At 65.1% G+C, this 25,865-nt stretch carries 26 protein-coding genes; 16 read left to right on the plus strand and 10 right to left on the minus strand.

The window, feature by feature from the left end; all coding sequences use genetic code 11:
- Positions 1–155: 155 nt before the first annotated feature.
- Positions 156–974: a hypothetical protein gene (locus tag ACQ5SA_RS15585; RefSeq protein ID WP_108268351.1), complete on the minus strand. Its 819-nt coding sequence runs from the start codon at positions 972–974 to the stop codon at positions 156–158.
- Positions 975–1,471: 497 nt separating this feature from the next.
- On the opposite strand from ACQ5SA_RS15585, the gene ACQ5SA_RS15590 reads away from it, so the two are divergent.
- From ACQ5SA_RS15590 to ACQ5SA_RS15635, 10 genes are all read left to right on the plus strand, one after another.
- The gene (locus tag ACQ5SA_RS15590; protein ID WP_032952006.1) at positions 1,472–1,804 is read left to right on the plus strand and encodes a hypothetical protein; all 333 of its coding nucleotides are present in this window, start codon (positions 1,472–1,474) and stop codon (positions 1,802–1,804) included.
- Positions 1,805–1,835: 31 nt separating this feature from the next.
- On the plus strand, positions 1,836–2,624 hold the full coding sequence (atpB, locus tag ACQ5SA_RS15595; protein ID WP_089237055.1) for a F0F1 ATP synthase subunit A: 789 nt from the start codon (positions 1,836–1,838) through the stop codon (positions 2,622–2,624).
- A gap of 64 nt (positions 2,625–2,688) precedes the next feature.
- Entirely contained in the window at positions 2,689–2,991 is a 303-nt protein-coding gene (atpE, locus tag ACQ5SA_RS15600) for a F0F1 ATP synthase subunit C (RefSeq protein WP_089237053.1), read from the plus strand.
- 114 nt (positions 2,992–3,105) lie between these two features.
- The gene (locus ACQ5SA_RS15605) at positions 3,106–3,576 is read left to right on the plus strand and encodes a F0F1 ATP synthase subunit B (protein WP_025877365.1); all 471 of its coding nucleotides are present in this window, start codon (positions 3,106–3,108) and stop codon (positions 3,574–3,576) included.
- A gap of 2 nt (positions 3,577–3,578) precedes the next feature.
- The gene (locus tag ACQ5SA_RS15610; protein WP_230111829.1) at positions 3,579–4,106 is read left to right on the plus strand and encodes a F0F1 ATP synthase subunit delta; all 528 of its coding nucleotides are present in this window, start codon (positions 3,579–3,581) and stop codon (positions 4,104–4,106) included.
- Between the two features lie 44 nt (positions 4,107–4,150).
- Positions 4,151–5,698, plus strand: coding sequence for a F0F1 ATP synthase subunit alpha (gene atpA / locus ACQ5SA_RS15615; protein ID WP_089237049.1), 1,548 nt, complete (start codon positions 4,151–4,153; stop codon positions 5,696–5,698).
- A 95-nt stretch (positions 5,699–5,793) separates the two neighbouring features.
- A complete protein-coding gene (gene atpG / locus ACQ5SA_RS15620) occupies positions 5,794–6,657 on the plus strand; it encodes a F0F1 ATP synthase subunit gamma (protein WP_089237047.1) in 864 nt (287 codons plus the stop codon).
- A gap of 38 nt (positions 6,658–6,695) precedes the next feature.
- Entirely contained in the window at positions 6,696–8,102 is a 1,407-nt protein-coding gene (gene atpD / locus ACQ5SA_RS15625) for a F0F1 ATP synthase subunit beta (RefSeq protein WP_089237045.1), read from the plus strand.
- A gap of 112 nt (positions 8,103–8,214) precedes the next feature.
- Positions 8,215–8,637, plus strand: coding sequence for a F0F1 ATP synthase subunit epsilon (locus tag ACQ5SA_RS15630; protein ID WP_025877355.1), 423 nt, complete (start codon positions 8,215–8,217; stop codon positions 8,635–8,637).
- 99 nt (positions 8,638–8,736) lie between these two features.
- Positions 8,737–10,956, plus strand: a complete 2,220-nt coding sequence (locus ACQ5SA_RS15635) for a putative glycosyltransferase family protein (protein ID WP_499314849.1) — start codon at positions 8,737–8,739, stop codon at positions 10,954–10,956.
- Positions 10,957–10,962: 6 nt separating this feature from the next.
- On the opposite strand, the gene ACQ5SA_RS15640 is transcribed toward ACQ5SA_RS15635, so the two are convergent.
- Positions 10,963–11,346: a GtrA family protein gene (locus ACQ5SA_RS15640; protein ID WP_230111833.1), complete on the minus strand. Its 384-nt coding sequence runs from the start codon at positions 11,344–11,346 to the stop codon at positions 10,963–10,965.
- A gap of 162 nt (positions 11,347–11,508) precedes the next feature.
- On the opposite strand from ACQ5SA_RS15640, the gene glmU reads away from it, so the two are divergent.
- Both glmU and ACQ5SA_RS15650 read left to right on the plus strand, forming a co-directional pair.
- Positions 11,509–12,876: a bifunctional UDP-N-acetylglucosamine diphosphorylase/glucosamine-1-phosphate N-acetyltransferase GlmU gene (glmU, locus tag ACQ5SA_RS15645; RefSeq protein ID WP_499314851.1), complete on the plus strand. Its 1,368-nt coding sequence runs from the start codon at positions 11,509–11,511 to the stop codon at positions 12,874–12,876.
- The gene (locus ACQ5SA_RS15650) at positions 12,845–13,387 is read left to right on the plus strand and encodes a GNAT family N-acetyltransferase (RefSeq protein ID WP_499314853.1); all 543 of its coding nucleotides are present in this window, start codon (positions 12,845–12,847) and stop codon (positions 13,385–13,387) included. The genes glmU and ACQ5SA_RS15650 overlap by 32 nt, the downstream gene beginning before the upstream one ends.
- Positions 13,388–13,447: 60 nt before the next feature.
- Here ACQ5SA_RS15650 and ACQ5SA_RS15655 read toward each other — a convergent pair whose 3' ends face one another.
- The 7 genes from ACQ5SA_RS15655 to ACQ5SA_RS15685 form a co-directional block, all read right to left on the minus strand.
- The gene (locus tag ACQ5SA_RS15655) at positions 13,448–14,809 is read right to left on the minus strand and encodes a sensor histidine kinase (protein WP_499314855.1); all 1,362 of its coding nucleotides are present in this window, start codon (positions 14,807–14,809) and stop codon (positions 13,448–13,450) included.
- Positions 14,806–16,152, minus strand: a complete 1,347-nt coding sequence (locus tag ACQ5SA_RS15660) for a sigma-54-dependent transcriptional regulator (RefSeq protein WP_251473400.1) — start codon at positions 16,150–16,152, stop codon at positions 14,806–14,808. The genes ACQ5SA_RS15655 and ACQ5SA_RS15660 overlap by 4 nt, the downstream gene beginning before the upstream one ends.
- 136 nt (positions 16,153–16,288) lie before the next feature.
- The gene (locus tag ACQ5SA_RS15665) at positions 16,289–16,684 is read right to left on the minus strand and encodes a PDZ domain-containing protein (RefSeq protein WP_499314857.1); all 396 of its coding nucleotides are present in this window, start codon (positions 16,682–16,684) and stop codon (positions 16,289–16,291) included.
- 1 nt (position 16,685) lies between these two features.
- A complete protein-coding gene (locus ACQ5SA_RS15670; protein WP_499314859.1) occupies positions 16,686–17,888 on the minus strand; it encodes an ABC transporter permease in 1,203 nt (400 codons plus the stop codon).
- A gap of 21 nt (positions 17,889–17,909) precedes the next feature.
- Positions 17,910–19,214, minus strand: a complete 1,305-nt coding sequence (locus ACQ5SA_RS15675) for an ABC transporter permease (RefSeq protein ID WP_483023903.1) — start codon at positions 19,212–19,214, stop codon at positions 17,910–17,912.
- A 10-nt stretch (positions 19,215–19,224) separates the two neighbouring features.
- The gene (locus ACQ5SA_RS15680) at positions 19,225–19,947 is read right to left on the minus strand and encodes an ABC transporter ATP-binding protein (protein ID WP_230111847.1); all 723 of its coding nucleotides are present in this window, start codon (positions 19,945–19,947) and stop codon (positions 19,225–19,227) included.
- A 38-nt stretch (positions 19,948–19,985) separates the two neighbouring features.
- The gene (locus ACQ5SA_RS15685; RefSeq protein WP_499314862.1) at positions 19,986–21,263 is read right to left on the minus strand and encodes an efflux RND transporter periplasmic adaptor subunit; all 1,278 of its coding nucleotides are present in this window, start codon (positions 21,261–21,263) and stop codon (positions 19,986–19,988) included.
- Positions 21,264–21,479: 216 nt separating this feature from the next.
- On the opposite strand from ACQ5SA_RS15685, the gene glmS reads away from it, so the two are divergent.
- The 4 genes from glmS to ACQ5SA_RS15705 all read left to right on the plus strand — a co-directional run bounded on the left by glmS (position 21,480) and on the right by ACQ5SA_RS15705 (position 25,306).
- Positions 21,480–23,318, plus strand: coding sequence for a glutamine--fructose-6-phosphate transaminase (isomerizing) (glmS, locus tag ACQ5SA_RS15690; protein ID WP_499314863.1), 1,839 nt, complete (start codon positions 21,480–21,482; stop codon positions 23,316–23,318).
- A gap of 112 nt (positions 23,319–23,430) precedes the next feature.
- Positions 23,431–23,799 (plus strand): hypothetical protein, encoded by a 369-nt coding sequence (locus tag ACQ5SA_RS15695; protein WP_353101648.1) that lies wholly within the window; start codon positions 23,431–23,433, stop codon positions 23,797–23,799.
- Positions 23,800–23,908: 109 nt separating this feature from the next.
- Complete coding sequence (locus ACQ5SA_RS15700) at positions 23,909–24,370, plus strand: DUF2846 domain-containing protein (RefSeq protein ID WP_499314865.1); 462 nt, start codon at positions 23,909–23,911, stop codon at positions 24,368–24,370.
- A 504-nt stretch (positions 24,371–24,874) separates the two neighbouring features.
- Complete coding sequence (locus tag ACQ5SA_RS15705; protein WP_089237013.1) at positions 24,875–25,306, plus strand: CBS domain-containing protein; 432 nt, start codon at positions 24,875–24,877, stop codon at positions 25,304–25,306.
- A 68-nt stretch (positions 25,307–25,374) separates the two neighbouring features.
- Here ACQ5SA_RS15705 and ACQ5SA_RS15710 read toward each other — a convergent pair whose 3' ends face one another.
- Positions 25,375–25,803 (minus strand): VOC family protein, encoded by a 429-nt coding sequence (locus tag ACQ5SA_RS15710; RefSeq protein ID WP_499314866.1) that lies wholly within the window; start codon positions 25,801–25,803, stop codon positions 25,375–25,377.
- Positions 25,804–25,865 lie beyond the last annotated feature (62 nt).

The following is a 25,865-nucleotide window of genomic DNA, read 5'->3' on the forward strand; positions in this document are numbered from 1 at the left end:
GCCGGCGCCGGGGGACATTCGCACCCAGCCCCCTATCCCTCCAGCGCTCGACCATCCTGCTCTTGCCCCTGCACGGAACAACAGCACAAAAAAACGCGGCCCCCGATGTTCCGGAGGCCGCGCCAGGAGAGAGCGTTGTGGAAGAGGCGTAGGGCTTAGAAGGTGACGCTGATACCGGCCACCGGGCCCTTGAATTCCTGCTTCAGGCCGATGGTGCCGTCGCTGCCCTTCTTGTCCGCATCCAGCTTGAACCAGTCGTAGCCAGCAAACACACCGAAGTTCTGGGTGAAGCGGTAATCGACGATCGCGTTGGCGCGGCTGAGGTCACCCTTGTAGTCGTCGAAGCTGCCCCAGCGCGTGTTGAGGTACTGGCCCTGCAGGGTGATCATCCACTTTTCGGACGGGGTGAAGCTCAGGCGTGCACCGACCACCGGCGCAACACCATCGGTCTTCTCGTCCAGGAACTGGCCTTCGTACACCGTACCCAGGTCGGCGTAGCCCTTGGTGCTGACCTTGGCGTATTCGGCACCCAGCTGCAGGCCGAGGTCGAACTTCTCGGTGTCCACCACCGAGTAGTCATACACCAGGCTGGCCACCTGGTACTTCAGCTCGGCCTTGACGAAGCTGTCGGCCGGCACGTTGACGTTGCCGAAGGAAATGTCCTGGCCGAGCGTCTCGCGGCGGTCCTTGTCGTACTTGAAGTAGTTGAACAGCAGGCGCTGGCGGTTGCTGATGCGGAACATGCCGTCGATACGCGGCTCCCATTCCTTGCCGCCCAGCTTGAAGTCCTCGGAGAAGCCGACGTCCTGGCCGGCGACATTGGTGTTGCCGCGCAGGGTGTTGTCCGAGTCGATGTTCATCGCGCCCAGGCGCAGGGCGAAGCGGTCATCGCCCTCGGCGGCGTGGGCGGCGGAGGCGAACGACGCGCCGGCAGCGAGAAGCGAGAGGGCGAGCAGGGTGGGGACGGAGCGCATCGAAAGAGTCCTTGCAGTGGTTCATCGGAATGAAGACCACTTTGCCGGACGTCGCTGTCCACCATTCGTGAAGGTATGGTCCACGCGGTGTGGACGGTTCAGCGCTGTCGGTGCCGTGCGAAAAAGATGGCCCCGGAGCGGCGCTTCGGGGCCATCATGGGGACCTGCAGGCGAAGCGTCGACGAGGTAGCTGCAGGCAGGTCGCAGGATCGGACCATTGCCGTCGGCGGAAAGTTCCATCGCCTGCGACCAAAGTTCAATGCGTTGCGCCGCAACATTGCGCAGATGTCATTGTCCCCGTGGTGGGCTGCAAATCCGCAGCCCTTACCGCAACTTGCGCTGTTCCGATATGAACAGGGACCGGTTGTCTCGCAAATTGTCCCATTGCTATAATTTGGCGGCTCGATGAGGCCCCCCTGCTGTAGTCGCCTCAGCCATCCACTTGTAACCACGCGGGACGTCCTGTGCTGAACTCCGTAGAAACGGGTCGGCGACTGATGCTGCGCGCCGCGGTCTACCCGCTGGCCGCAGTGGCTGTCCTGGCTCTGGCCTTCCTGCTGGTAGGGCCGAAGTATGCCCTTGGTGCCCTGGCATCCGGCGTGGCGGTCTCGGCCGGTGGTTGGGTGGCGGCACGGATGGCATTGGGTGGTGGTGCGCTGGGGGCCGGTTCGGCCATGGCGCGCCTGATCGTTGCGATCGTGGCCAAGTGGGCGCTCGTTTTTGGTGTCCTGATGGTGGGGTTCCTGGTCTTCAAGCTGCCTGCATTGGCGCTGTTGGCCGGTATCGCCGTCGGGCTGATGTTCCAGGTCCTGGCCATGGCCAGGCGCTAATCGAATTCATTTAACTTAAGGTTCCGGACACATGGCAGGCGAGGCGCTTACACCCACCTCCTACATCCAGCATCACCTGCACAATCTGACTGCAGGTCATGGCTCTCCGTGGGCAATCCACGTGGACACGCTGGTGACCTCGCTGCTGATGGGCCTGGTGATGGTCGTCGCCTTCTGGCTCGGCACCCGCAAGGCCACCTCCGGCGTGCCGGGCAAGTGGCAGGCGTTCGTCGAGATCTGCCTGGAGTTCGTTGACCGCCAGGCCAAGGACACCTACCACGGCACCAGCAAGCTGGTGACCCCGATCGCGATCACGATCTTCTTCTGGATCCTCCTGATGAACCTCATCAAGATGATCCCGGCCGACTTCATCGCCAAGCCGCTCGAACTGATGGGCGTGCCGTACTGGAAGCCGGTCCCCACCGCTGACGTCAATGCCACCCTGGGCATGTCGATCAGCGTGTTCTTCCTGATGCTGTTCTTCGCGCTGCGCGCCAAGGGCTTTGGCGGTTTCGCCAAGGAATTCCTGACCGCACCGTTTGGCAAGTGGATGATGCCGTTCAACCTGATCCTGAACATCGTCGAGTGGCTGAGCAAGCCGATCTCGCTGGCGATGCGACTGTTCGGCAACATGTTCGGCGGTGAAATCGTGTTCCTGCTGATCTGGGTGCTGGGCGGTGCAGGTATCGCCGGCATGTTTGCAGGCGCGTTCGCCGGCTTCGGCTGGATGCTGTTCCACCTTCTGGTGATTCCGCTGCAGGCCTTCATCTTCATGATGCTGTCCATCGTGTACCTGAGCCTGTCGGAAGACGCTCACTGAGTTTCGCTTCACCCTTCATCCGTTTGTTTCTAAACCCTTAGCAATCAAGTTCCTGGAGAAAACCATGTACTTCGCCGTCCTGACCAATCTCGCCCAAGTTCAGAGCTCCACCGTCCTCGCCGTCGGCATCATGATCGGCCTGGCCGCGCTGGGCGCCGGTCTGGGTCTGGCCATCATGGCCGGTAAGTTCCTGGAGTCGGCCGCGCGCCAGCCGGAACTGATCCCGGTCCTGCAGGTCCGCATGTTCATCACCGCCGGCCTGATCGACGCCGCCTTCATCATCTCGGTCGCCGTGGGCCTGCTGTTCGCCTTCGCCAACCCGATGGTCGGCGAGTTCGTCTCGCGTCTGCCGGCAATCGCTGGCTGATCCAGCGAAAGCGAAACGACCGGGCGCCGCAGGCGCCTGGTCGCGGATGAAGGTTCGGATGCGCCGCCCGTGTGGCGGCGCCTCCATCCCGTCACAACCGACTGAGCGAACCCCATGGATATCGGTTTTACCCTCATCGCCCAGGCCCTGGCCTTTGCCGCCCTGATCTGGCTCATCGCGACCAAGATCTGGCCGCCGCTGATGAACGCGATCGAAGAGCGCCAGCAGAAGATCGCTGAAGGCCTCGCTGCTGCCGACCGCAGCCAGAAAGATCTGGCCCAGGCGCAGGACAAGGTCAATGAAGCGCTGAAGGAAGCCCGCACCAAGGCCAACGAGATCATCGATCAGGCCCATGCGCGTGCCAACCAGATCGTCGACGCGGCCCGCAACGAAGCTGTTGCCGAAGCCACCCGTCAGAAGGACCTGGCCCAGGCTGAAATCGACGCCGCCGCCAACCGTGCCCGTGAAGATCTGCGCAAGCAGGTGTCCGCGCTGGCCGTGACCGGTGCCGAAAAGCTGCTCAAGCGCGAAATCGACGCCAACGCCCACAAGGCGCTGCTCGACGAGCTGGCCTCGGAGATTTAAGGATGAGCCAGGCCCTCACGCTTGCCCGCCCGTACGCCCGCGCCGCCTTCGCGACCGCGCGTGACGAAGGCGCGTTCGCGCCGTGGTCGGACGCTTTGGCGTTCTCCGCCCACGTCGCCGCCGACCCGCGCGTGGCGGCCCTGCTCGCCAACCCGGAGCTGGGTCGCGACGACGCCGTCGCCCTGCTGGCGCCGGAGTCCCGCGGCGAGACCTACTCGCGCTTCCTGGCTGTGCTTGCCGAATCGCATCGTCTGCCGCTGCTGCCGGAAATCGCTGGCATGTTCGACGCGCTGCGCGCCGAGGCCGAGCACGTGGTCAAGGCCACGGTGACCTCCGCGGCCGAGCTGTCGGTTGCCGAGCTGGACGCGATCAAGGCCGCGCTGCGCAAGCGCTTCAACCGCGAGGTCGAAGTGACCACCGCGGTCGACGCCTCGCTGATCGGCGGCGCTGTGATCGACGCCGGCGACGTGGTCATCGATGGTTCGCTGAAGGGCAAGCTGGCCCGTCTGCAGACCGCGCTCGCTAACTGAATTCATTTAACGTCCGGCCCCGCTGCCGGCACTAGGACTTGACGATGGCAACCACGCTCAACCCCTCCGAAATCAGCGAACTGATCAAGAACCGCATCGAGAAGGTCAAGCTGGCCGCGGAATCGCGCAACGAAGGCACCGTGACCAGCGTGTCCGACGGCATCGTGCGCATCTTCGGTCTGGCCGACGTGATGCAGGGCGAAATGATCGAACTGCCGAACAACACCTTCGCCCTGGCCCTGAACCTGGAGCGCGACTCGGTCGGCGCCGTGGTCCTGGGTGGCTACGAGAAAGTGCGCGAAGGTGACGTCGCCAAGACCACCGGCCGCATCCTGGAAGTGCCGGTCGGTCCGGAACTGCTGGGCCGCGTCGTCAACGCACTCGGCGAGCCGATCGACGGCAAGGGCCCGCTTGGCACCGACCTGACCGCTCCGGTGGAGCGCGTTGCGCCGGGCGTGATCTGGCGCAAGTCGGTCGACCAGCCGGTGCAGACCGGTTACAAGTCGGTCGACTCGATGATCCCGATCGGCCGTGGCCAGCGCGAGCTGGTCATCGGTGACCGCCAGACCGGCAAGACCGCGCTGGCCATCGATGCGGTGATCAACCAGAAGGGCACCGGCATCAAGTGCGTGTACGTAGCGATCGGCCAGAAGGCCTCGACCGTTGCCAACATCGTGCGCAAGCTGGAAGAGAACGGCGCCCTGGCGCACACCATCGTGGTGGCTGCCACCGCGTCCGAATCGGCCGCGATGCAGTACATCAGCGCCTACTCGGGCTGCACCATGGGTGAGTACTTCATGGACCGCGGCGAAGACGCGCTGATCGTGTACGACGATCTGTCCAAGCAGGCCGTGGCCTACCGCCAGATCTCGCTGCTGCTGAAGCGCCCGCCGGGCCGTGAAGCCTACCCGGGTGACGTGTTCTACCTGCACTCCCGTCTGCTCGAGCGCGCTGCCCGCGTGTCCGAGGAATATGTCGAGAAGTTCACCGAAGGCAAGGTCACCGGCAAGACCGGTTCGCTGACCGCGCTGCCGATCATCGAAACCCAGGCTGGCGACGTCTCCGCCTTCGTTCCGACCAACGTGATCTCGATCACCGACGGCCAGATCTTCCTGGAAACCGATCTGTTCAACGCCGGCATCCGTCCGGCCGTGAACGCCGGTATCTCGGTGTCGCGCGTCGGTGGTTCGGCACAGACCAAGATCATCAAGAAGCTGTCCGGCGGCATCCGTATCTCGCTGGCCCAGTACCGCGAGCTGGCTGCGTTCGCGCAGTTCGCTTCGGATCTGGACGAAGCCACCCGCAAGCAGCTGGAGCGCGGTCAGCGCGTCACCGAGCTGATGAAGCAGAAGCAGTACGCGCCGATGTCGATCGCCAACCAGGCGCTGTCGATCTACGCCGTCAACGAGGGTTACCTCGACGACGTGCCGGTCAGCAAGCTGCTGGCGTTCGAAGAAGGCCTGCACGCGCACTTCGCCAATACCCAGGGCGAGCTGATCGGCAAGGTCAACGCCACCGGCGGCTGGGACAACGACATCGAAGGTGCCTTCAAGAAGGGCATCGTCGAGTTCAAGACCACCGGCAGCTGGTAATCGAGGTCCTGTAGAGCGGAGCGATGCTCCGCTGGACCAGACGATCAAACGGTTGAACAACGCGGGGCCCAGGCCCCGCGCCACGGGAATAAAAGATGGCAAGCGGACGCGAAATCAAAACCAAGATCAAGAGCGTGCAGAACACCCGCAAGGTGACGCGCGCCCTGGAAATGGTCTCGGCCTCCAAGATCCGCAAGGCGCAGGATCGGATGAAGACCTCGCGTCCGTACGCGCAGGCGATGAAGCAGGTGATCGGCCACCTGGCGCAGGCCAGCACCGACTACCAGCATCCGTTCCTGGTCGAGCGTGAACAGGTCAAGCGGGTCGGTTTCATCGTGATCTCCTCCGATCGCGGTCTGGCCGGCGGCCTCAACAACAACCTGTTCCGCAAGATGCTTGGCGAAGCCAAGGCCTGGCAGGACAAGGGCGCCGAAGTGGACCTGGTGACCATCGGCCAGAAGGCATCGACCTTCTTCCGCCGGGTCAAGGTGAACATGGTCGGCACGGTGACCCACATCGGCGACACGCCGAAGCTGGAATCGCTGATCGGTGTGATCAAGGTCATGCTCGACGCCTTCACCGAAGGCAAGGTCGACCGCGTGTATCTGGTCTACAACCGCTTCGTCAACACGATGGTGCAGAAGGCCAGCTTCGATCAGCTGCTGCCGCTGCCGGCCGCCGAGAAGCAGGTTGCGCACCACGACTGGGACTACCTGTACGAACCCGATGCCGCGACCGTGCTCGAGCACGTGATGACGCGTTACATCGAGTCGCTGGTGTACCAGGCGCTGCTGGAAAACGTCGCTTCCGAGCATGCCGCGCGCATGGTGGCGATGAAGTCGGCCAGTGACAACGCCAACAAGCTGATCGGAACCCTGCAGCTGGTCTACAACAAGGCCCGCCAGGCAGCGATCACCCAGGAAATCTCCGAAATCGTCGGCGGCGCGGCAGCAGTCTGACCGCGTTCGTTAAAAGCACACATTTAGAGGATGCAGCAATGAGTCAGGGCAAGATCGTTCAGATCATCGGCGCCGTCGTCGACGTCGAATTCCCCCGCGAGTCGGTGCCGAAGGTGTACCACGCGCTGAAGGTGGACAACACCGAAATCACCCTGGAAGTGCAGCAGCAGCTCGGTGACGGCGTGGTCCGCTGCATCGCGCTGGGCTCCACCGATGGCCTGAAGCGCAACCTGGTGGCCACCAACACCGAGCGCGGCATTTCCGTGCCGGTCGGCGCTGGCACCCTGGGCCGCATCATGGACGTGCTCGGCCGTCCGATCGACGAAGCCGGCCCGGTCGCCGCCAGCGACACCTGGGAAATCCACCGTGCTGCTCCGTCGTACGAAGACCAGTCCCCGGCCACCGAACTGCTGGAAACCGGCATCAAGGTCATCGACCTGATGTGCCCGTTCGCCAAGGGCGGCAAGGTCGGCCTGTTCGGCGGCGCCGGCGTCGGCAAGACCGTCAACATGATGGAACTGATCAACAACATCGCCAAGGCGCACAGCGGTCTGTCCGTGTTCGCCGGCGTGGGTGAGCGTACCCGTGAGGGCAACGACTTCTACCACGAGATGAAGGACTCCAACGTCCTGGACAAGGTCGCGATGGTGTACGGCCAGATGAACGAGCCGCCGGGCAACCGTCTGCGCGTCGCCCTGACCGGCCTGACCATGGCCGAGTACTTCCGCGACGAGAAGGACGAGAACGGCAAGGGCAAGGACGTGCTGCTGTTCGTCGACAACATCTACCGCTACACCCTGGCCGGTACCGAAGTGTCGGCACTGCTGGGTCGTATGCCGTCGGCAGTGGGCTACCAGCCGACCCTGGCCGAGGAAATGGGTGTCCTGCAGGAGCGCATCACCTCGACCAAGAATGGTTCGATCACCTCGATCCAGGCCGTCTACGTGCCGGCCGATGACTTGACCGATCCGTCGCCGGCGACCACCTTCGCCCACCTTGACTCGACCGTGACCCTGTCGCGTTCGATCGCTTCGCTGGGTATCTACCCGGCGGTCGATCCGCTGGATTCCACCAGCCGCCAGATGGATCCGCTGGTCATCGGCCACGAGCATTACGACACCGCCCAGCGCGTCCAGCAGACCTTGCAGAAGTACAAGGAACTGAAGGACATCATCGCCATCCTGGGCATGGACGAACTGTCCGAAGAAGACAAGCAGGCCGTGTCGCGTGCCCGCAAGATCGAGCGCTTCTTCAGCCAGCCGTTCCACGTGGCCGAAGTGTTCACCGGCTCGCCGGGCAAGTACGTGTCGCTGAAGGACACCATCCGTGGCTTCAAGGCCATCGTCGATGGCGAGTACGACCACCTGCCGGAGCAGGCGTTCTACATGGTCGGCAGCATCGAAGAAGCGGTCGAGAAGGCCAAGAAGATGGCCGAGAAGGCCTGATGCGGCAGGGACGGGCACACGCCCGTCCCGACCGTGACACGGGGTGGGCCTGCGCCCACCGCTGCGGAATCCCTGCGGTGGGTTCGACCCGCCCCCTAGCGAAGAGAGTTACATGAGCACCATCCGTTGCGACATCGTCAGCGCCGAGCAGGAAATCTTCCGTGGCGAAGCGACCCTGGTCGTGGCCACCGGTGAGCTGGGCGAACTGGGCATCGCGCCCAAGCACGCACCGCTGATCACCCGCCTGAAGCCGGGCAAGGTGGTAGTGACCACGCCGAGCGGCGAGCAGCTGGATTTCGCCATTTCCGGCGGCATCCTGGAGGTGCAGCCGCAGGTGGTGACCGTGCTGGCCGACACCGCGATCCGCGCACAGGACATCGACGAAGCCTCGGTCCGCAAGGCCAAGGAAGAAGCCGAGCGCATCCTGGCCAACCGTGGTGAAGCGATGGAAGTGGCCGAAGCCCAGCAGAAGCTGGCCGAAGCCGTTGTCCAGCTGCAGGCGCTGGAGCGCCTGCGCAAGACCCTCAAGCACTGAACCGTGCCGAGGTGACATCTGTGCCCGCAAGGCACGGGTGAATGCAGGAACGCCGGCTGCCATGCCGGCGTTTTTGTTTGTTTTCCAAGGAGGCAGGGAATGCAGCAGTCATCGACAGCGACGCAGGGCATGGGGGGCTGGCAGTGCCGCTGGCGCACACCGGAAGGCATGTTCCTGATTGCCTGGATCGTGCTCTGCCTGCCGTGGCTGCTGGGCATCAAGACCATTCCGTTCGACGCCGTGCAACAGTTCTTCCCGGCGGTCAGCTTCAGCGCTGAGCAACTGCGTCATCTGCAGGCGCCGTGGTGGAATCCGTATCTGTACGGCGGCTACCCGCAGCTGGCCGACCCGCAGATGATGACGTTGCAGCCGAGCATGCTGCTGCCGATGCTGCTGGCACCGACGTCGTTGCATCTGTTCACCATAGTCGTGCTGCTGCACGTGCTGGCAGGTGGCTTCGGTGCCTTGCGGCTGGGCCGCGTGCAGGGGATGCCGCCACCGGCGCAGTTGCTGTTCGCCCTGGTGTTGATGTTCGGCGGGGTGGCTGCATCGCGCCTGCAGCACACGCCGATGATCATCAGCTACAGCCTGCTGCCATGGCTGTGGCTGGGCATGGAGCAGGTCCGCCGCCATGGGCGCGGGCGTGATGTGCTGCTGGCAGGCATCGCCGGTGGACTGTGTGCGCTGCAGCTGACCCAGGTCACCTATTTCATCATCCTCGCCTGCGCGATCCATGCCGTGGGTGCGGTTGTGCTGGCGAAGGGCCAGCACGTGCGAATGCTGCTGCGGTTCGGCCTTGTCGCGTTGCTCGCGGGCGCTATCAGTGCGCCGCAGTGGTTGTCCACGCTGGCGTGGCTGGGCGAGACCAATCGCGACGGGTTGTCGCTGCAGGGCGCACTGCCCGGCGCCATCCATTGGCAGACCCTGGCCACGCTTCTGTCCGGAAACGTGTTCTCGCAAGGGCGCGGTGATAGCTGGGCCTTTGGTGACATCAGCGCCGATTACCTTTATCTCGGCGCGGTGCCGCTGGCGCTCTGGTTGGGATGGGGCGGCGAAGTGCTGCGGCGCAAACCCGCTGCGACGCGCATCGCGCTGGCAGTGGTAATCCTGACGGTGCTGATCGCGCTGGGTGGGGCAACGCCACTGTTCCCGTGGTTGTTCACCTGGCTGCCAGGCCTGGATCTGTTCCGGCGTCCTGCTGATGCCTTGTTCCTTACCCTTCCCGCAGCGGCTTGGCTGGGTGCCAACGCCTTGCAGGTCGCACTGCAGCGAGGCCCGTTGCGGTTGCCGTGGACGTCTGTGGGTGCTGTCGCATTGCTGGCCGTTTCCAGTGCATGGATGGCGATCGAGCGCGGTCAGCTGGTGGCTTTTGCCTGGCTCGGCATCAGCGCGGCCCTGGGGAGTGCGGCAGTGCTGTTGCTGCGCCGCCACCGGGCACCCGAGCGCTGGCTGTTTGCGCTGGTGCTGTTTGACCTGCTGCTGTTCAACGTGGGGACCCGCTTCAACGCGGGCAGTGGCACCAAGTCGGTGCTGACCGCCGACCGCGCCGGGCCGGCGCAGCGGGCCTACGCGCTGCTCGCGGCAGAGCGGCAACCCGGATTGCCCGAGCGCGCTGTGGTCTTCGGCATCGGCGGGCTCACCAACGGCGCTGCGGTCCATGCGATCGCGCTGGCAAACGGCTACAACCCGCTGCTGGCCAGCGACTACCTGCAGATGACCGGCATGCCGGGTGAGCCGGTGGATACATTCCAGCAGAAGCTGCCGACGGCCTGGGTGCCGGACACGACAGCGCCGTTGTACGATCTGCTGGGCGTGCGCTGGCTGCTGGCCCAGGATCCGTTCCCGGGTTCAAGCGCGCAGGGTGACCAGATCGAGCTCGCGCGACGCGACAGCGTGCTGCCGCGCGTGCTCAATCCTCGGGACGTCCGACGCCACGATGCGCGTCTGCCTCCGGCGGATGAATTCAACCAGACCGATTTCAGCCGGCAGCTCTGGTTGCCGGCCTTGGCCAGCGCCACATGCCCTGAGCAGAATGCCGGTGAGGCCAACATCCAGGTACAGCACTATCAGCCTGGCCGGATCGAGCTCACGGTGGAAGCCGACCGCCCCGCATGGGTCGTGGTCAATGAGGTGACCGCCCGTGGCTGGCAGGCACGCCTGGCCGACGGCACCGTACTGCCGCTGCTGCGGGGCAATGGCCTGTTCCATGCGCTGTGCATGCCGGCAGGCCGCCATCAAGTGCAGTTGCGCTACAGCCCGCTGCAGTTGTGGCGCGAGGGATTGCGCGCACGTCTGGCTGGCGACGCTGGCCTTCAATGAATCCGGTCAGCGGTACACCACGTGCCGCAGCAGCATGAACGACACCAGGGCCAGGCCGCCTTCCACCAGCGGCTTGGCGAGCCACGCGTACTGCAGCCCCAATGCATGGTCGGCCGCAGTCACCAGCAGGGTGCTGGCCGCGGTCAGCAGCATCCACAGCAGGAGGAAGCGCGCGAAGCGCTTCCAGCCCAGGCGCTGTTGGCCAGCGGCAGCAAAGGTATAGCGGCCGTTGAGCCAGAAGCCGAGCAACATGCCGGCCAAACGGCCGACGATGTTGGCAGGGGCCACGGGCAGCCCGAGTGCGGTGCTGCCCACGAACACCAGCCAGTCCAGCAGCAGCTGCACCAGCCCGATGACGATGTATGAGCTGCCCTGGCGGACGAGCGTCATTGCCGTACCTTCCCGATGCCGCCCAGCAGCAGCGGGCCCATCCAGGGCAGCAGATCGAGGAATCGTTCCTTCAGGCGGCGCATGGTTCACGTCAGGCGGGGAAAGAGCTCGGCTATCCTATCAGCCAGTCCTCAGATTGCCGCCGCTGCGCGGCCCCTCTCCATGACCCAACCCCTGCACGTCATCATCCTCGCCGCTGGCGCCGGCAAGCGCATGAAATCGGTGTTGCCCAAGGTGCTGCAGCCGATTGCCGGGCAGCCGATGCTGGCGCATGTGATCGCCACGGCGCGCGAGCTGCAGCCGGCTGCCATCCACGTGGTCTACGGCCACGGCGGGGACCAGGTGCGGCATTACTTTGCTGACCAGCCGGACCTGTTGTGGGCGGAACAAGCGCAGCAGCTGGGTACCGGCCACGCCGTTGCCCAGGCCATGCCCGAGGTGCCCGATGCCGCGCAGGTGCTGGTGTTGTACGGCGATGTGCCGTTGATCCATGCGCAGACCCTGCGCGACCTGCTGGCCCAGCCGGGCCGGCTGGCCGTGCTGGTTGCCGACGTCGAGGATCCCACCGGCTATGGTCGCGTGCTGCGCGATGCCGAAGGCAAGGTGGGTGCGATTGTCGAGCAGAAGGACGCCGACGATGAACAGCGCCGGGTGCGCATCATCAACACCGGCATCATCACTGCCGAGTCGACGGCGCTACGCCGTTGGCTGTCGCAGCTGTCCAACAGCAACGCGCAGGGCGAGTACTACCTGACCGATGTGTTCGCCTTTGCCGCCCGTGAGTTCACTCCGGCGGAGATGGCCCTGGTGGCCGATGCGCAGGACGCGGAAGGCGCGAATGATCCATGGCAGCTCTCGCAGCTGGAACGGGCCTGGCAGCGGCGCGCGGTGCGCGCGCTGTGCATTCAGGGCGCGCGCGTGCGGGACCCGGCGCGGGTCGATATCCGTGGTGAAGTGATCGTCGGCAGCGACGTGATGATCGATGTCGATGTGATCCTTGAAGGCAAGGTGGTGCTGGGCGATGGCGTGACCATCGGCCCGTTCACCCGCCTGAGGGACGTCACCCTCGGCGCGGGCACTGAAGTGCGTGCGCACTGCGATGTGGAAGGCGTGATCAGCGAGGGGGCGGCACAGATCGGCCCGTTCGCGCGCCTGCGCCCGGGTACCGTGCTGGCCGATGGCGTGCACGTGGGCAACTTCGTGGAGACCAAGAAGGTCTCCCTGGGGATGGGCAGCAAGGCCAACCACCTGACCTACCTGGGTGACGCGGTGATCGGCAGCAAGGTCAACATCGGTGCGGGCACCATCACCTGCAACTACGACGGCGTGAACAAGTCGACCACCACCATCGGCGACAACGCCTTCATCGGCTCCAACAGTTCGCTGGTGGCGCCGGTGTTGATCGGTGAAGGCGCGACGATTGCTGCAGGCTCGGTCATCACCCGCACTGCGCCGGACGGCAAGCTGACCGTGGCCCGTGCGCGCCAGGAAACGATCGATGGCTGGCAGCGACCCATCAAGAAAAGCTGAGCCGAGACCACCGCGCGTCGGCGAGCTCGACGCGCTGCCCCGCATCGAACAGCGTGCGGGCGAACTGCTGCGCGGGCACGAGGCGTACCCTGTGTTCGCCAGCCATGGACTGGACCTTGCGACGTTGCAGGCTGGACTGCAGCGTGGGCAGTTGTGGGTCATCGAGGGCGTCGATGGCAGCATCGCCGGCTACCTGCTGGGCGGTGCGCTCGATGGTGATTTCCACGTGCTGCAGATGGATGTGGATCCTGCCCAGGCGCGGCGTGGCTACGGACGCGCGCTGCTGCGGCATGCGCTGGCCGAGGCCAGGGCGCGTGGCTACCCTGCCGCGGTGCTGACCACGCTGTCCGATGTGCCGTGGAATGCGGCGTTTTACGGCAGTGAAGGATTCAACGTGCTGCCGGAGGCGGAGTGGGGCGCCGGCTTGCGAGGGGTGATGGCCGAGGAAGCGGCGCTGGGATTTCCGATGCACCTGCGGGTGGCGATGCGGCGAGTGTTTTTTTCAAGGTGAGTTCGGGAAGCAGAGCAAAAGCATCCACGCATGGCGTGGATCTACTGGCTTTTGACCTTCCTACCCCACCGGCAACAGGATCGACACACACAGCCCGCCGTCAGTGCGGTTCTGCAGCGATACCCTGCCGCCGTGCGCCTCGACGATCTCACGGGTGAGAGCCAACCCCAGCCCGGTGCCGTTGCGCTTGGTCGAATAGAACGGCATCAGCGCATTCTGCAGTACCTGCTCGTTCATGCCCTTGCCACGGTCCAGCACATCCAGCCGCAACCACTGTGGCAGCCGGGTCAGCTGCACCTGCACGTCGTCGTTCGGCGGATCTGCTTCGGCGCAGGCCTCGTGCGCGTTCTTCAGCAGGTTGAGCAGAGCCTGGCCGAACTGGGCGATGTCGATCCGGCTGCTCAGCTCCTCGTCGAGTTCACGTTCCATCGTGAACGGAATCTGTTGGCACAGGCTGGACAGGAACGGCGCCCACTGGACGGTCTGAAGTTGTGGCTGTGGCAGCTTGGCGAAACGCGCGTAGCCGCGGATGAAGCCTTCCAGGTGGCGTGCGCGGTCTTCGATGGTGGTGAAGATCTCCGGCAGCCTGTCGAAGCGCTCGCGTCTGACCAGTTCGCCACCGGAGTGGGCCAGCGAGGCGATCGGTGCCAGCGAGTTGTTGAGCTCGTGGCTGATCACCCGGATCACCTTCTTCCAGGTCTGCACTTCCTGCCGGCGCAGTTCGGCAGTGAGCTGGCGTACCAGCAGCAGGTCATGCGGGCGGCCGTTGAGCTGGAACGCACGGCGCGACAGGTGGTAGACCTGTTCGTCATCCTCGTCGCCCTCCACGCCGTCTTCGCTTTCCGCCTTCACCGCGAACAGGCTGTCGCCACCGCGGCCGATGGCGTCGCGCAGTTCCACCGGCAGCTGCTCGATCACGTCTTCCATGCGCTGGCCCTCCAGCTTCCAGCCGCTGTGCAGCAGCTTGCGCGCGGCCAGGTTGGAAAACACCACGCGGGAAATACCATCGCCACCGGCGGCGATCAGCAGCATCGCCACCGGCGTGTTCTGCACCATGGTGTCCAGCAGCAGTTCGCGCTGCACCAGGCCCTGGCGCTGTGCACGCAGCACTTCGCCCAGCTCGCGGTGCGCCTGCACCAGGTCACCCAGTTCGTCATTGCCGGGCCAGTAGATGCCGAAGTTGTACTCACCGTCGCGGTAGCTGCTGGTGGTCCCGGACAGCGCCCGCATCAACGACCGCACCGGTGCGGTGGCGCGGCGCAGCGTCCACCACATCAATGACAGCAGGATGATCGTGGAAACGGTGGTCACCACCCAGCCATGGTCCATCCAGTAGGCCAGCAGCCACGGCAGCGCGGCAGCCAGCGCCAGCACCGGCAGCAGACGCAGGAACAGGCGGAAGGTGAAGGAGCGTCGTTTCATTCGCGTGGGATGCCGTGACGGTCCATGCGCCGGTACAGCGCCTGCCGGCTCAGTCCAAGCTCGTTGGCTGCCTGGGCGATGACCCCGTGGTTGCGCGCCAGCACTTCTTCGATGCGTGCGCGGTCGGGATCATTGCCGGCGCTTGGCGTCGGGCGCGGTGCGGCAGGCGCACGTGGCAGGTTGAGATCGGCAACTTCGATGCGGTTGCCGGTGGCCAGCAGTTCGGCACGCTGGATCACGTTGCGCAGCTCGCGCACGTTGCCCGGCCACAGGTGCCGCTGCAGCGCAGTGGCCGCCGTGCTGGACAGCGGCTTGCCGATGCTGAGGAAATGCTCGGCCAACGGCACGATATCGCCGGGGCGGTCGGCCAGCGGTGGCAGCGTCAGTTCCACCGTGTTGAGCCGGTAGTAGAGGTCTTCGCGGAACGTACCCTCGCGGATCATCGCCGGCAGATCGGCATTTGTCGCACTGACCACGCGCACCTTGACCTGGCGTTCGCGGTTGGAGCCCAGGCGTTCGAAGCGCCCGGTCTCCAGCACGCGCAGCAGCTTCATCTGCCCGCCCAGCGACAGGTTGCCGATCTCATCCAGGAACAGTGTGCCGCCGTCGGCCGCCTCGAACTTGCCTTCGCGCGCCTTGTTGGCGCCGGTGTAGGCGCCGGCCTCGGCACCGAACAGTTCGGCCTCGATCAGTTCGGACGGCAGGGCGCCGCAGTTCACCGCAACGAACGGGCCCTTGGCCACCAGCGAGTTGGCCTGGATGATCTGCGCGATCTTTTCCTTGCCCGCGCCATTGGGGCCGGTGATCAGCACCGGCAGCTCCGAACGCGCGACCTGGCAGGCCAGGGCGATCACCCGCTCGCTGGCGGGGTCGGCGAACACTGCGCCACACAACGCATACTTGTCTTCCAGTGCATGGCGTTGGCGCTGTTCGCGCTGGCGACGCTGGTCCAGCTCGCGCCGCGCTTCGGACAATTCCAGCAGGTTGTTGACCGTGGTCAGCAGCTTGCGGTCATCCCAGGGCTTGGCCAGGTAATCGGCGGCACCAGCCTTGACCAGGTCCACCGCGCTGCTCAGGTGGGTCCACGCAGTCAGCAGGATCACCGGCAGATCGGGGTGGCGTTCGCGGATCTGCGCGAACAGCGCCTCGCCTTCCTCGCCGGAGGTGGTGTCCTCGCTGAAGTTCATGTCCTGGATCACCAGGTCGACCGCCTGTGACTCCAGCAACGCCAGCCCTTCGGCCGGGCTCTGCGCCAGCAGGGTGTCGATGTCGTGCAGGGAGAACAGCACGTCCAGCGCGGTTCCCACGCTGGCGTTGTCGTCGATGATCAGGATCGCGGGCATTCGGCGGCTTCTGGGAGGGCAGGGAAGCGCCGGAAAGCGTCGGCGCCGCGCACGGAAAAGGGTGGATGACGCCGGAGCTTTCGGCGCCACCCACCAAGCATAGCCAAACCGATGGCGACGCAGGGGCCGCCGGGCCTCAGCGCCGTGGCGGAGGCGGAGGCGGGGGAGCCGGCGGCGGTGGTGGTGGTGGCGCCAGTGCGGGGCGCCACTGGGACACGTTCACCGGCACCGTGAGCATCCGGCCATCGCGACGCAGCAGCAGGTAGACGGTGGGTGTCGACGCCGACTGCACGGCATCGGCGAGCTGCTCGATCTGCCGCACCGGCGAGTCGTTCACGCGCAGGATGCGGTCGCCGCTGCGCACACCGAAGCGGGCTTCCGGGCTGGCCGCATCCACCCGCACCACGCCCTCGGTCGAGCGCAGCGCCAGCCGGGCATCGTCATGGCGCCACTCCAGCGTCTGCGCGCTGCTGCTGCCGGCGAGAACCGGCAGCGGCAGGGCCAACAACAGGACCAGCAGGCCGGCGCGCATCTCACGCCCCCCGCGTGGCGACGGCCGGTGGCACGGCAGCAGCACGGCGGGCCGGGCCGAACACCGCGATCTGGCCCAGCATCCACAGCAGCACCGCGCCCAGCGGCAGGTACAGCAGCGGCATGCGTGGCAGCTCGTACATGTTCATCAGCGCCAGGTTGATGGCGTAGGCCGCCAGCATGCCCAGCACGATGCCCAGCGTGGCCAGCAGGAAGTTCTCGGTCTGGAAGTAGCGCAGGATCTGTCCGCGGGTGGCCCCCAGTGCGCGGCGGATGCCGATCTGCTTGCTGCGCTGCTGCACCCAGAAGCTGGCCAGGCCGACGATGCCCAGTGCAGTGACCACCAGCAGCGCGATGCACACGGTGACCAGCAGGCCGACCATGGCACGGTCGTTCTTGAAGAAGTCCGTGCGCTGGTCGGTGAACGACTGCTTTTCGCGGATGAGACGATTGGGATCGTTGCGGTCCAGTGCGGCCAGCGCCGACTTGAGCACCTCGTCGCGGCGTGCCGGATCGGTGCGCAGCATGAAGATGCCGTTGCCGAAGGTCTGCCGCACCGGCAGGATCATCGAATCATCCCAGTTGTTGCCCCAGCCGTTGGGCGTGGTCAGCGTATCGACGATGCCGATGACGTGCACGGTCTGCTTGCCCAGGTAGTACGACTTGCCGAGGGCATTGCCGTCGGCAGCCATCTTCTTCGCGGCGGCCTGGCTGAGGATCACCGGCGTGCCGTTGGCCTTGCTCAGTTTCTCGAAATCAAAGTACTCGCCCGGCTGGAAGTCGCGGCCGGCCACCAGGTTCAGGCCCAGCGTACGCAGGGCGTCCTCGGAGAAGGTGTACATCGCCAGGCTGGCGGTCGGGCGCTCCTGGTTCATCTCGCGGGAAAGGCTGGTGTTGGACGAGCTGTTGCGGAACGGTACCTGGTTGATCACGCTGACGCCGGTCACGCCGGGAATGGCGCGCAGCGAGGCCAGGTCCTCACGGGTACGCGCGGCCGCGTCGGTCTGTGCGCCGACGCCGGTGACCCGGATCACGACCAGTTCGTTCTCGGCCAGCCCGCTGTCCCGGCTGATGCGCTCGATGCGCTCGCTGACCAGGAACAACGCATTGCAGACGATGGCGCAGGTCAGGGCAATTTCCAGCACGATCAGTGCGGCTGCGGTCTTGTGCCGGCGCAGGGTGCTGAGGATGGGGCGGATGTCCATGGGAAGTCCTCGTACGGATGCTTACTGCGACTTGAGCTGGATGGCCGGGGTGACCTGCATCGCGCGCCAGGCGGGCAGGAAACCGGCAGCGAGACTGGCGATGAGGGTGAGGCCGAGCGCGAGCAGCAGCATGCTGCTGTCCAGGTGTGCCAGCTTTGCGTAGCTCACCGGCTGCTGGCGCACTGCATACAGTCCCAGCAGGGACAGACCGATGCCGAGCAGGCCGCCCACTACGCCAACCGCGCCGGCTTCGACCAGACACTGCAGGAAGATCTGCCCGCGGCTGGCGCCCAACGCGCGACGTACGCCGATCTCGCCGCTGCGACGCAGGAACTTTGCCAGCAGCAGGCCGACGGTGTTCACCAGGCAGACCACCAGGAAACCCAGCGCCAGCCACAACTGCAGACGCACGTCGCTGGGCACCGCACCCTTGAAATCCAGCCATTCCATCACGTTGCGCAGGCGTACGTTGACCGGGCGTTCGAAGCGACCCGCCTGGCGCTGCTGGCTGGAATAGTTTTCCAGATAACGGCGATAGTCGCCCGCCTTGGCCGGATCCATTTCCGCCCAATACTGAAGGTAGGCGCAGGGCGCGTTGAGGGCATAACTGTTCTCGCCGTCGGGGTTTTCACCGAAGCAGTTCATGTTGCCGTTGCTGCCCAGCTTCAGGTCGAAGGCGGTGGAGATCGGTGCAAGCAGGTCTTCTTCCCTGCCGAACGAGCCGGTGGTGAGGTCAAAGAAATGCGGCTCCGGGTTCCATTCCCTCAGGACACCCACGATGCGCAGCGCATGGCCTTCCATGCGGATCTCGCGGCCGACACTGTTCGCTCCCTGGAACAGCTTGTCGTTGAGTGCCTTGGAGATGATCACAACGCGCGCGCGGCCGTTGTCGTCCTCGCGGGACCATGGGCGGCCGTACTGCAAGGGCACGTTGAACATCGGGAAGAAGTCGGCTGACGTCCAGCGGGTATCAACCGAGAACGGCTTGAGGGTGCTGTTGGCCGGCTCAAGCGTGCCTTCACCGGCGGTCATCATCACCTGTCGTTCGGCCTTGGCTTCGCGCAGGAGGGCTTCGGCGTCGAAGCGCGTCATCTGCTCTTCGGGCTCTTCCTCAAGGCCGAAGCCGTTGCGCGGGCGCGGGTCGATCTGCGCATAGAACAGACGCTCGCTCTTGTCCGGGATGGGATTGCCGGACAGCACATGGAACACGGTCAGGGTGGTCATCGAAGCACCGATGCCCAGCGCGATGGCCACCACCATCAGCGCGGTCAGTACCTTGTTGCGGCGGAAGCTGCGCACCGCCAGTCGGGCGTAGTAGGCGAACATGGTAGTGCCCTCACTCGTTGACGGCGACGATGCGACGCGGGGTGGCCAGCACCGGCTCGCGCACCAGGTCGGTGACCTGGCCGTCGACGATATGCACGTTGCGTTGCGCGCGTGCGGCCAGTTCCGGGTCGTGGGTGACCATCACGATGGTGGTGCCGGCGGCGTTGATCTCCTCCAGCAGTTCCATCACCCCGCGCGCCATCTGCGTGTCCAGGTTGCCGGTCGGTTCGTCGGCCAGCAGCAGACGGGGGCTGCCGGCCAGGGCACGGGCAATCGCCGCGCGCTGCTGCTGGCCACCGGACAGTTCATTCGGGTAGTGCTTCATGCGCGAGCCCAGGCCGACCTGGCCCAGCGCCTTTTCGATGCGCTCGCGACGCTCGCCGGCGCTCATCTTGCGGTAGCGCAGCGGCACGTCCACGTTGTCGAACAGGTTGAGGTCCGGAATCAGGTTGAAGCCCTGGAAGATGAAGCCGATCTTCTGGTTGCGCAGACGGCTGCGCGCATCATCGCCGAGCTTGCTGACGTCCTGGCCATCGAGCATGTAGGTGCCGCTGGTGAAGGTCTCCAGCAGGCCGGCGATGTTGAGGAAGGTGGTCTTGCCGGAGCCGGACGGACCTGTGACGGCAACGAACTCGCCTTCCTTGACCTGCAGTTCCAGTGAACGCAGCGCGTGGGTTTCCACCTGTTCGGTGCGGAAGACCTTGGCGACCGAACGCATTTCGAGCATGTACATGGGGTGTCCTCTCTCCAGGATGTGTCAGTTATCGGCAATCAGTTGACGGAGACGCGTTCGGCGTCCTTGAACAGGTCGCTGCCCGAGACCACGATGCGGTCCCCCGGCTGCACACCCGACTTGATTTCCACTTCGCCCAGGCTGCTGACGCCCAGTTCGATCGGACGGCGCACCGCAGTGCGGCCGTCCATCACGTAAGCCACGCCGTTGCCCTGTTCCACGAACGGGCCACGCTCGACCTTCATGACGTTCTTGCGGGTATCCAGCAGTACCCGCACCGACATCCGCTGGCTCTGGCGCAGGCCTTCAGGCTGGGCGGCGGCAAAGCGGACGCGGGCGTTGACCTCGCCATTGACCACCTCCGGCGACACCGCACTGATCTCGCCCGGGAACGGCTGGCCGTTGCCACCGGTCAGCTGCGCCGGCATGCCGATCGCCAAGTCGCGCGCGAAGCTCTCCGGCACCTTGATCTCGACTTCGAACTTGGACAGGTCGACCACGCCGAGCACCGGCGCGTTGGCAGCAAGGTTGGTGGCCTGGGTGGCCTGCACCTGACCGACCTGGCCATCAAACGGTGCGCGCAGGGTCAGCGCGTCCACCTGGCGTTGCACTTCGGCGACCACGGCCTTCTGGCGGTCGGCCAGCAAGCGCTTGTTGCGTGCGTCCAGATCCGCGCCCTGGCTCTGCAGGCGCGCATCGGTGGTGGCATTGGCCAGGCTGATGTCGGCCTTCTTCAGGGTGTCCTGGGCTTTGGCCAGATCGATCTGCGGCACTGCACCGCCATCGAAGCCGCGCTGATAGCGCTGCAGGTCGCGGTCGGCGGCCTGGCGTTCGATGCTGGCCTGGTCGGTTTCCTTGCGTGACTTGGCCCGGGCCAGGGTGGCATCCAGGTTGGCGCGGCTGGCCTCGGCTTCAAGACCCGCCAGGGTGGCCTCCTCCTGCGCGAGCTTGCTGCGCAGTTCGGGGCTGTCGATGATCGCCAGTTCCTGGCCCTTCTTGACCACGTCGCCGGCCACCACCTTCAGGTCCACCGTGCCGCCGGAGATTGCGTACAACACCGGGCTGTTGGCGGCGATCACCCGGCCGTCGGCGGCGATGTCGCGCACCAGGTCGCCCCGCTGCACTTCGGCCACGCGCACCCGGCTGCTGTCGAACGAGCGGCTGGCGTTGGACCAGGCATGCACGGCCCAGCCGATGCCGGCGAGCAGGGCGATGCCGGCCAGGGCCGGCCAGCGGTAGCGGTGCCATGCGGCCTTGGGGGCACTGGCCGAAGCGGAGGAAACGATCTGGTCCTGGGCGGAGGTGTCGCGGATCATCGGGTTCGTGCCTGTCGGTGGTGCCAGAGTGGTGCTATGGACAAAGCACACAGCGTGCCAACTTTATTTCCTTTGCCATCAATGATTTGCGGGTGCGTCACCACTGTCCGGGTGTCCGCGGACACCTTTCCGGACACTTTCATTAAGCGGACAGGAGGGAGGGCTGGCGGACACGCAGGCTAGAATGCGCCGACCGTCTTCAAGGAAATGCGTGACATGTGTGGAATCGTAGGTGCGATCGCCCAACGGGATGTGGTGCCGGTCCTGATCGAAGGACTGAAGCGACTGGAATACCGTGGTTACGATTCCTCCGGTATCGCCGTGATCGACCATGCCGAGCGCGCTGACGTGCGCCGCGTGCGCCGCACCGGACGTGTCTCTGAAATGGCCACCGCTGCCGAGGCCGAAGGCTTCACGGCCAGCCTGGGCATCGGCCACACGCGTTGGGCCACCCATGGCGGTGTCACCGAGGCGAACGCGCATCCGCACATCAGCCACGGCGTGGCGCTGGTGCACAACGGCATCATCGAGAACCATGAGGAACAGCGCGAGAAACTGCGCGCGCTGGGCTATACCTTCGAGTCGCAGACCGACACTGAAGTGATCGCCCATCTGATTCATCACCATCTGAAGAATGGCGATGACCTGCTGGTCGCGTTGCAGCACACGGTGAAGGAACTGACCGGTGCCTATGCACTGGCTGTGATCAGCCGTGCCGAGCCGGAACGTTTCGTGTGCGCCCGCATGGGCTGCCCGCTGCTGGTCGGTCTGGGCGAGGGCGAGAACTTCGTGGCGTCCGACGTGTCGGCCGTGCTGTCGGCCACGCGCAAGGTGATCTTCCTGGAAGAGGGCGACACCGCCGAGATCCGCCGTGATGGCGTGAGCATCTTCGATGGCAATGATCAGCCGATCGAGCGCGATGTACATCTCTCCGATGTCTCGCTGGCCTCGCTGGAGCTGGGGCCGTACCGCCACTTCATGCAGAAGGAAATCCACGAGCAGCCGCGTGCACTGGGCGACACCATCGAAGCGGCGATCGACGCCGGTGGCTTCCCGGCCGAACTGTTCGGCAAGAATGCCGAAGCGGTGCTGTCGGGCATCGAAGGCGTGCAGATCCTGGCCTGTGGTACCAGTTACTACTCGGGCCTGACCGCGCGTTACTGGATCGAGGCCATCGCCGGCCTGCCGTGCAGCGTGGAGATCGCCAGCGAGTACCGCTATCGCGCCGCGTATGCCAATCCCAAGCACCTGATCGTGACCATCTCCCAGTCCGGCGAAACGCTGGATACGATGGAGGCACTGAAGTACGCCAAGTCGCTCGGCCACAAGCACACGCTGTCGATCTGCAACGTGCCGGAAAGCGCGATTCCGCGCGCCAGCGAACTGGTCTGCTACACCCGCGCCGGCGCCGAGATCGGCGTGGCATCGACCAAGGCCTTCACCACCCAGCTGGCCGCGCTGTTCCAGCTGACCGTGGTGCTGGGCAAGCTGCATGGCCGCGTCGATGCTGCGCAGGAAGCAGACTACCTGGAGCAGCTGCGTTTCCTGCCGGGCAGCGTGCAGCATGCGTTGAACATGGAACCGCAGATCGCCGCATGGGCCGAGCGCTTCGCGCGCAAGAGCAGTGCGCTGTTCCTGGGCCGTGGCCTGCACTATCCGATCGCCCTGGAAGGCGCGCTCAAGCTGAAGGAGATCTCGTACATCCACGCCGAGGCCTACCCGGCCGGTGAGCTCAAGCACGGGCCGCTGGCGCTGGTGGACGAGGACATGCCGGTGGTGGTGATTGCGCCCAACGACAGCCTGCTGGAGAAGGTCAAATCCAACATGCAGGAAGTGCGTGCGCGTGGCGGTGAGCTGTTCGTGTTCGCCGACCAGGACAGCAACTTCAACGAGTCCGATGGCGTGCACGTGATCCGCACCCCGCGCCATGCCGGCGTGCTCAGCCCGGTGGTGCACACCATCCCGGTGCAGCTGCTGGCGTACCACACCGCGCTGGCACGCGGCACCGACGTGGACAAGCCGCGCAACCTGGCCAAGAGCGTGACGGTGGAGTAAGGCCGGACGTGGCTGGCGGGTGATGCATGCAAGGGTGGCCCATCGCGGCCACCCTTTTTCGTTTCCGTGTGGCACGATGCGGCCACTGGGCCTGCCGCATCACGGAGGATGCATGCGCCACCTTGACGCGTTCGATGTGGTGGCCAACCTGCGCAATGGTCGCAGTGTCGAGCAGTTGCTTCCGGCTCGCCACGATGCCGACTGGCGGGTCATCCGCTTCCTGGTCATCGATCGCGAACGGGAAGGGGGGTGGGTAGTAACCCTGCACGAGGTCGCCGACGTGGGTACTCCGCAGTATCTGGACATCTACAGCTTTCCCAGCGTTGCGCCCGATCCGGACGAGGCACAGGGGGCGTCGTTCGCCAGCATCGAGGCGGCACTGGAATACGCGCAATGCGTAGCGGGGGCGGACATGCGGCGCTTCGTCAATTCAGGCATGGCTGAATCCGAGTACAGGGATGCCTATCACCCGCAGTGGTGAAGACCGCTATGCGATGACACGTCCGTGCGAGGCCGCATGCGCCTCTCCCGGGACGGTCCATGGAAGATTCAATCCGCGCGCATCGACGCGCATATCAGGGGGGCGGTAGATGAAGAAGTGGCAGGTGGTTGCACTGGCAACGGCAATTGCGATGTTGTCTGCGTGTGCGAGTGTCCCGACAGCGGACAAGGGGCAGATGGAGCTGGCCAAGACCTTCCCGGTGCCGGAGGAGGGCAAGGCAGGCGTCTATGTCTATCGCAACAGTTTCGTCGGCCAGGCATTGAAGAAAGATCTCTGGATCGATGGTGAATGCCTGGGTGAGACCGCGAACAAGGTGTTCTTCTACACCCTGTTGGCCGGCAACCAGGAACATGCGATCTCGACGGAATCGGAGTTCTCGCCCAATGACATCCAGCTGCTTGTCGAGGCGGGACGGAACTACTTCATCGAGCAGACCATCAAGATGGGGGTGTTCGTTGGTGGTGCCAAACTCACCGTCGTTCCAGAGGCGGAGGGGCGGCGCCAGGTGGCGCAGTTGAAACTGGCCCAGAAGGGGCAATGCTCCCGATAGCACCGGGCCGGATGCGCCGGTCGTGAGCCGGCGCATCCGCACATACCGCAGCGCGTGCTTCGCACCGGTGTTGTCAGCGCGCTGCGGGTGCTGGTATCGGTACCTCCCGCGACGGATCGAGTCTGACCGACCTGACTTTGCAGGGTCGGGCGGTTGCAGCGGCGTCGGCCATCCCCGTGCGAACTTGAGGGCGTGGCACCTACTGCATTCAGCGCCGGTTTCAGCCCGGGTGCGATTCTCGGAAGCGTCGAAGGTTCCTACGACGTACTGTCCCATCGATGCCGCTAGTGACCGATGGACGCAGTCGTAGAATCGAGTTGACCGAGATCCGGGTTGAGCCGTTGAACCCGCCTCGTTCGCGTTGCAGCACCTAGCCCGCCTCCTGGCGAAATGCCAGATCCGGCAAAGTGCGCCAGACGTGCGCTGAAGGGTCTGTTCCCGGGGAGGGGGCGAATCGGCAGAGCACACTTTTTTGACTTGAGTGACCTGCACCAGGAAACAAGAATGAACGTCCGCGAGCTCCTGCAATCCAAGAAAGAAGCTGTCATCACCATCGACACGGAAGACACGATCGGTGCCGCCGCGCACAAGATGAGCGCGAACAGGATCGCTGCACTGGTAGTGATGAAGGATGATGCCCCGGTCGGCATCATTTCCGAGAAGGACATCGTCCGCAGCCTGGCCGATGATGGTCCGCAGGCCGGCCGACGGGTGATTTCCAGCCTGCCGTCCACCGGTCTGGAAGGCATTGCGCCGGACGCCACGCTGAAGCAGGCCATGTCCCTGATGACCTACTCGCGTCGTCGCCACCTGATGGTCACCGATGGTGCCACGCTGGTCGGCATCCTCAGCCTGGGTGACATCGTGAAGAACCTGCTGGGCGAGCTGGAGCTGGAAAAGGCCGTGCTGCAGGACATCTACATGGCAGCCCACTGAGGCCTGCGCAGTGCGATGAAATGAAGCCGGGCATTGCCCGGCTTCTTCGTTTCAGTACATCTGCCGGCTCAGAAGCTGACCTTGACCGAATCGGCGCTGTAGTTCGCCGGGCCGTGGTAGACGACCTCGATGTTGTTGCCATCCGGATCGAGCACGAAGGCGCCGTAGTAGCCGGGATGGTAAGGGCGCTCGCCGGGCGCGCCGTTGTCCTTGCCGCCGGCAGCCAGCGCAGCGGTGTGGAAGGCATTGACGGTGGCGGTATCGCGGGCTTGGAACGCCAGGTGGTGGCGACCGGTCAGCTGACCCGCGGCGGCCTCGCTGCTGGCGCTGGAAATGAACAGCTCGTCGGCCCAGAAGTAGTCATCGCCTTCACCGGCCATCGGGATGCCGATCGTGTCGAACACCGCCTGGTAGAAGCGGCGGCTGGCGGCCAGATCACGTACGACCAGCTGGATGTGGTCGATCAATCGCCCGCGGTGCAGTTCCATCGTTTCCATACGAACCTCGCAAAAAAAGGGGGACGGAGTCGGTAGCGCCGGGCCGTGCCCGGCGAGCGCGC

It is taken from the genome of Stenotrophomonas indicatrix (assembly GCF_050573115.1).
GTDB lineage: Bacteria > Pseudomonadota > Gammaproteobacteria > Xanthomonadales > Xanthomonadaceae > Stenotrophomonas > Stenotrophomonas lactitubi_A.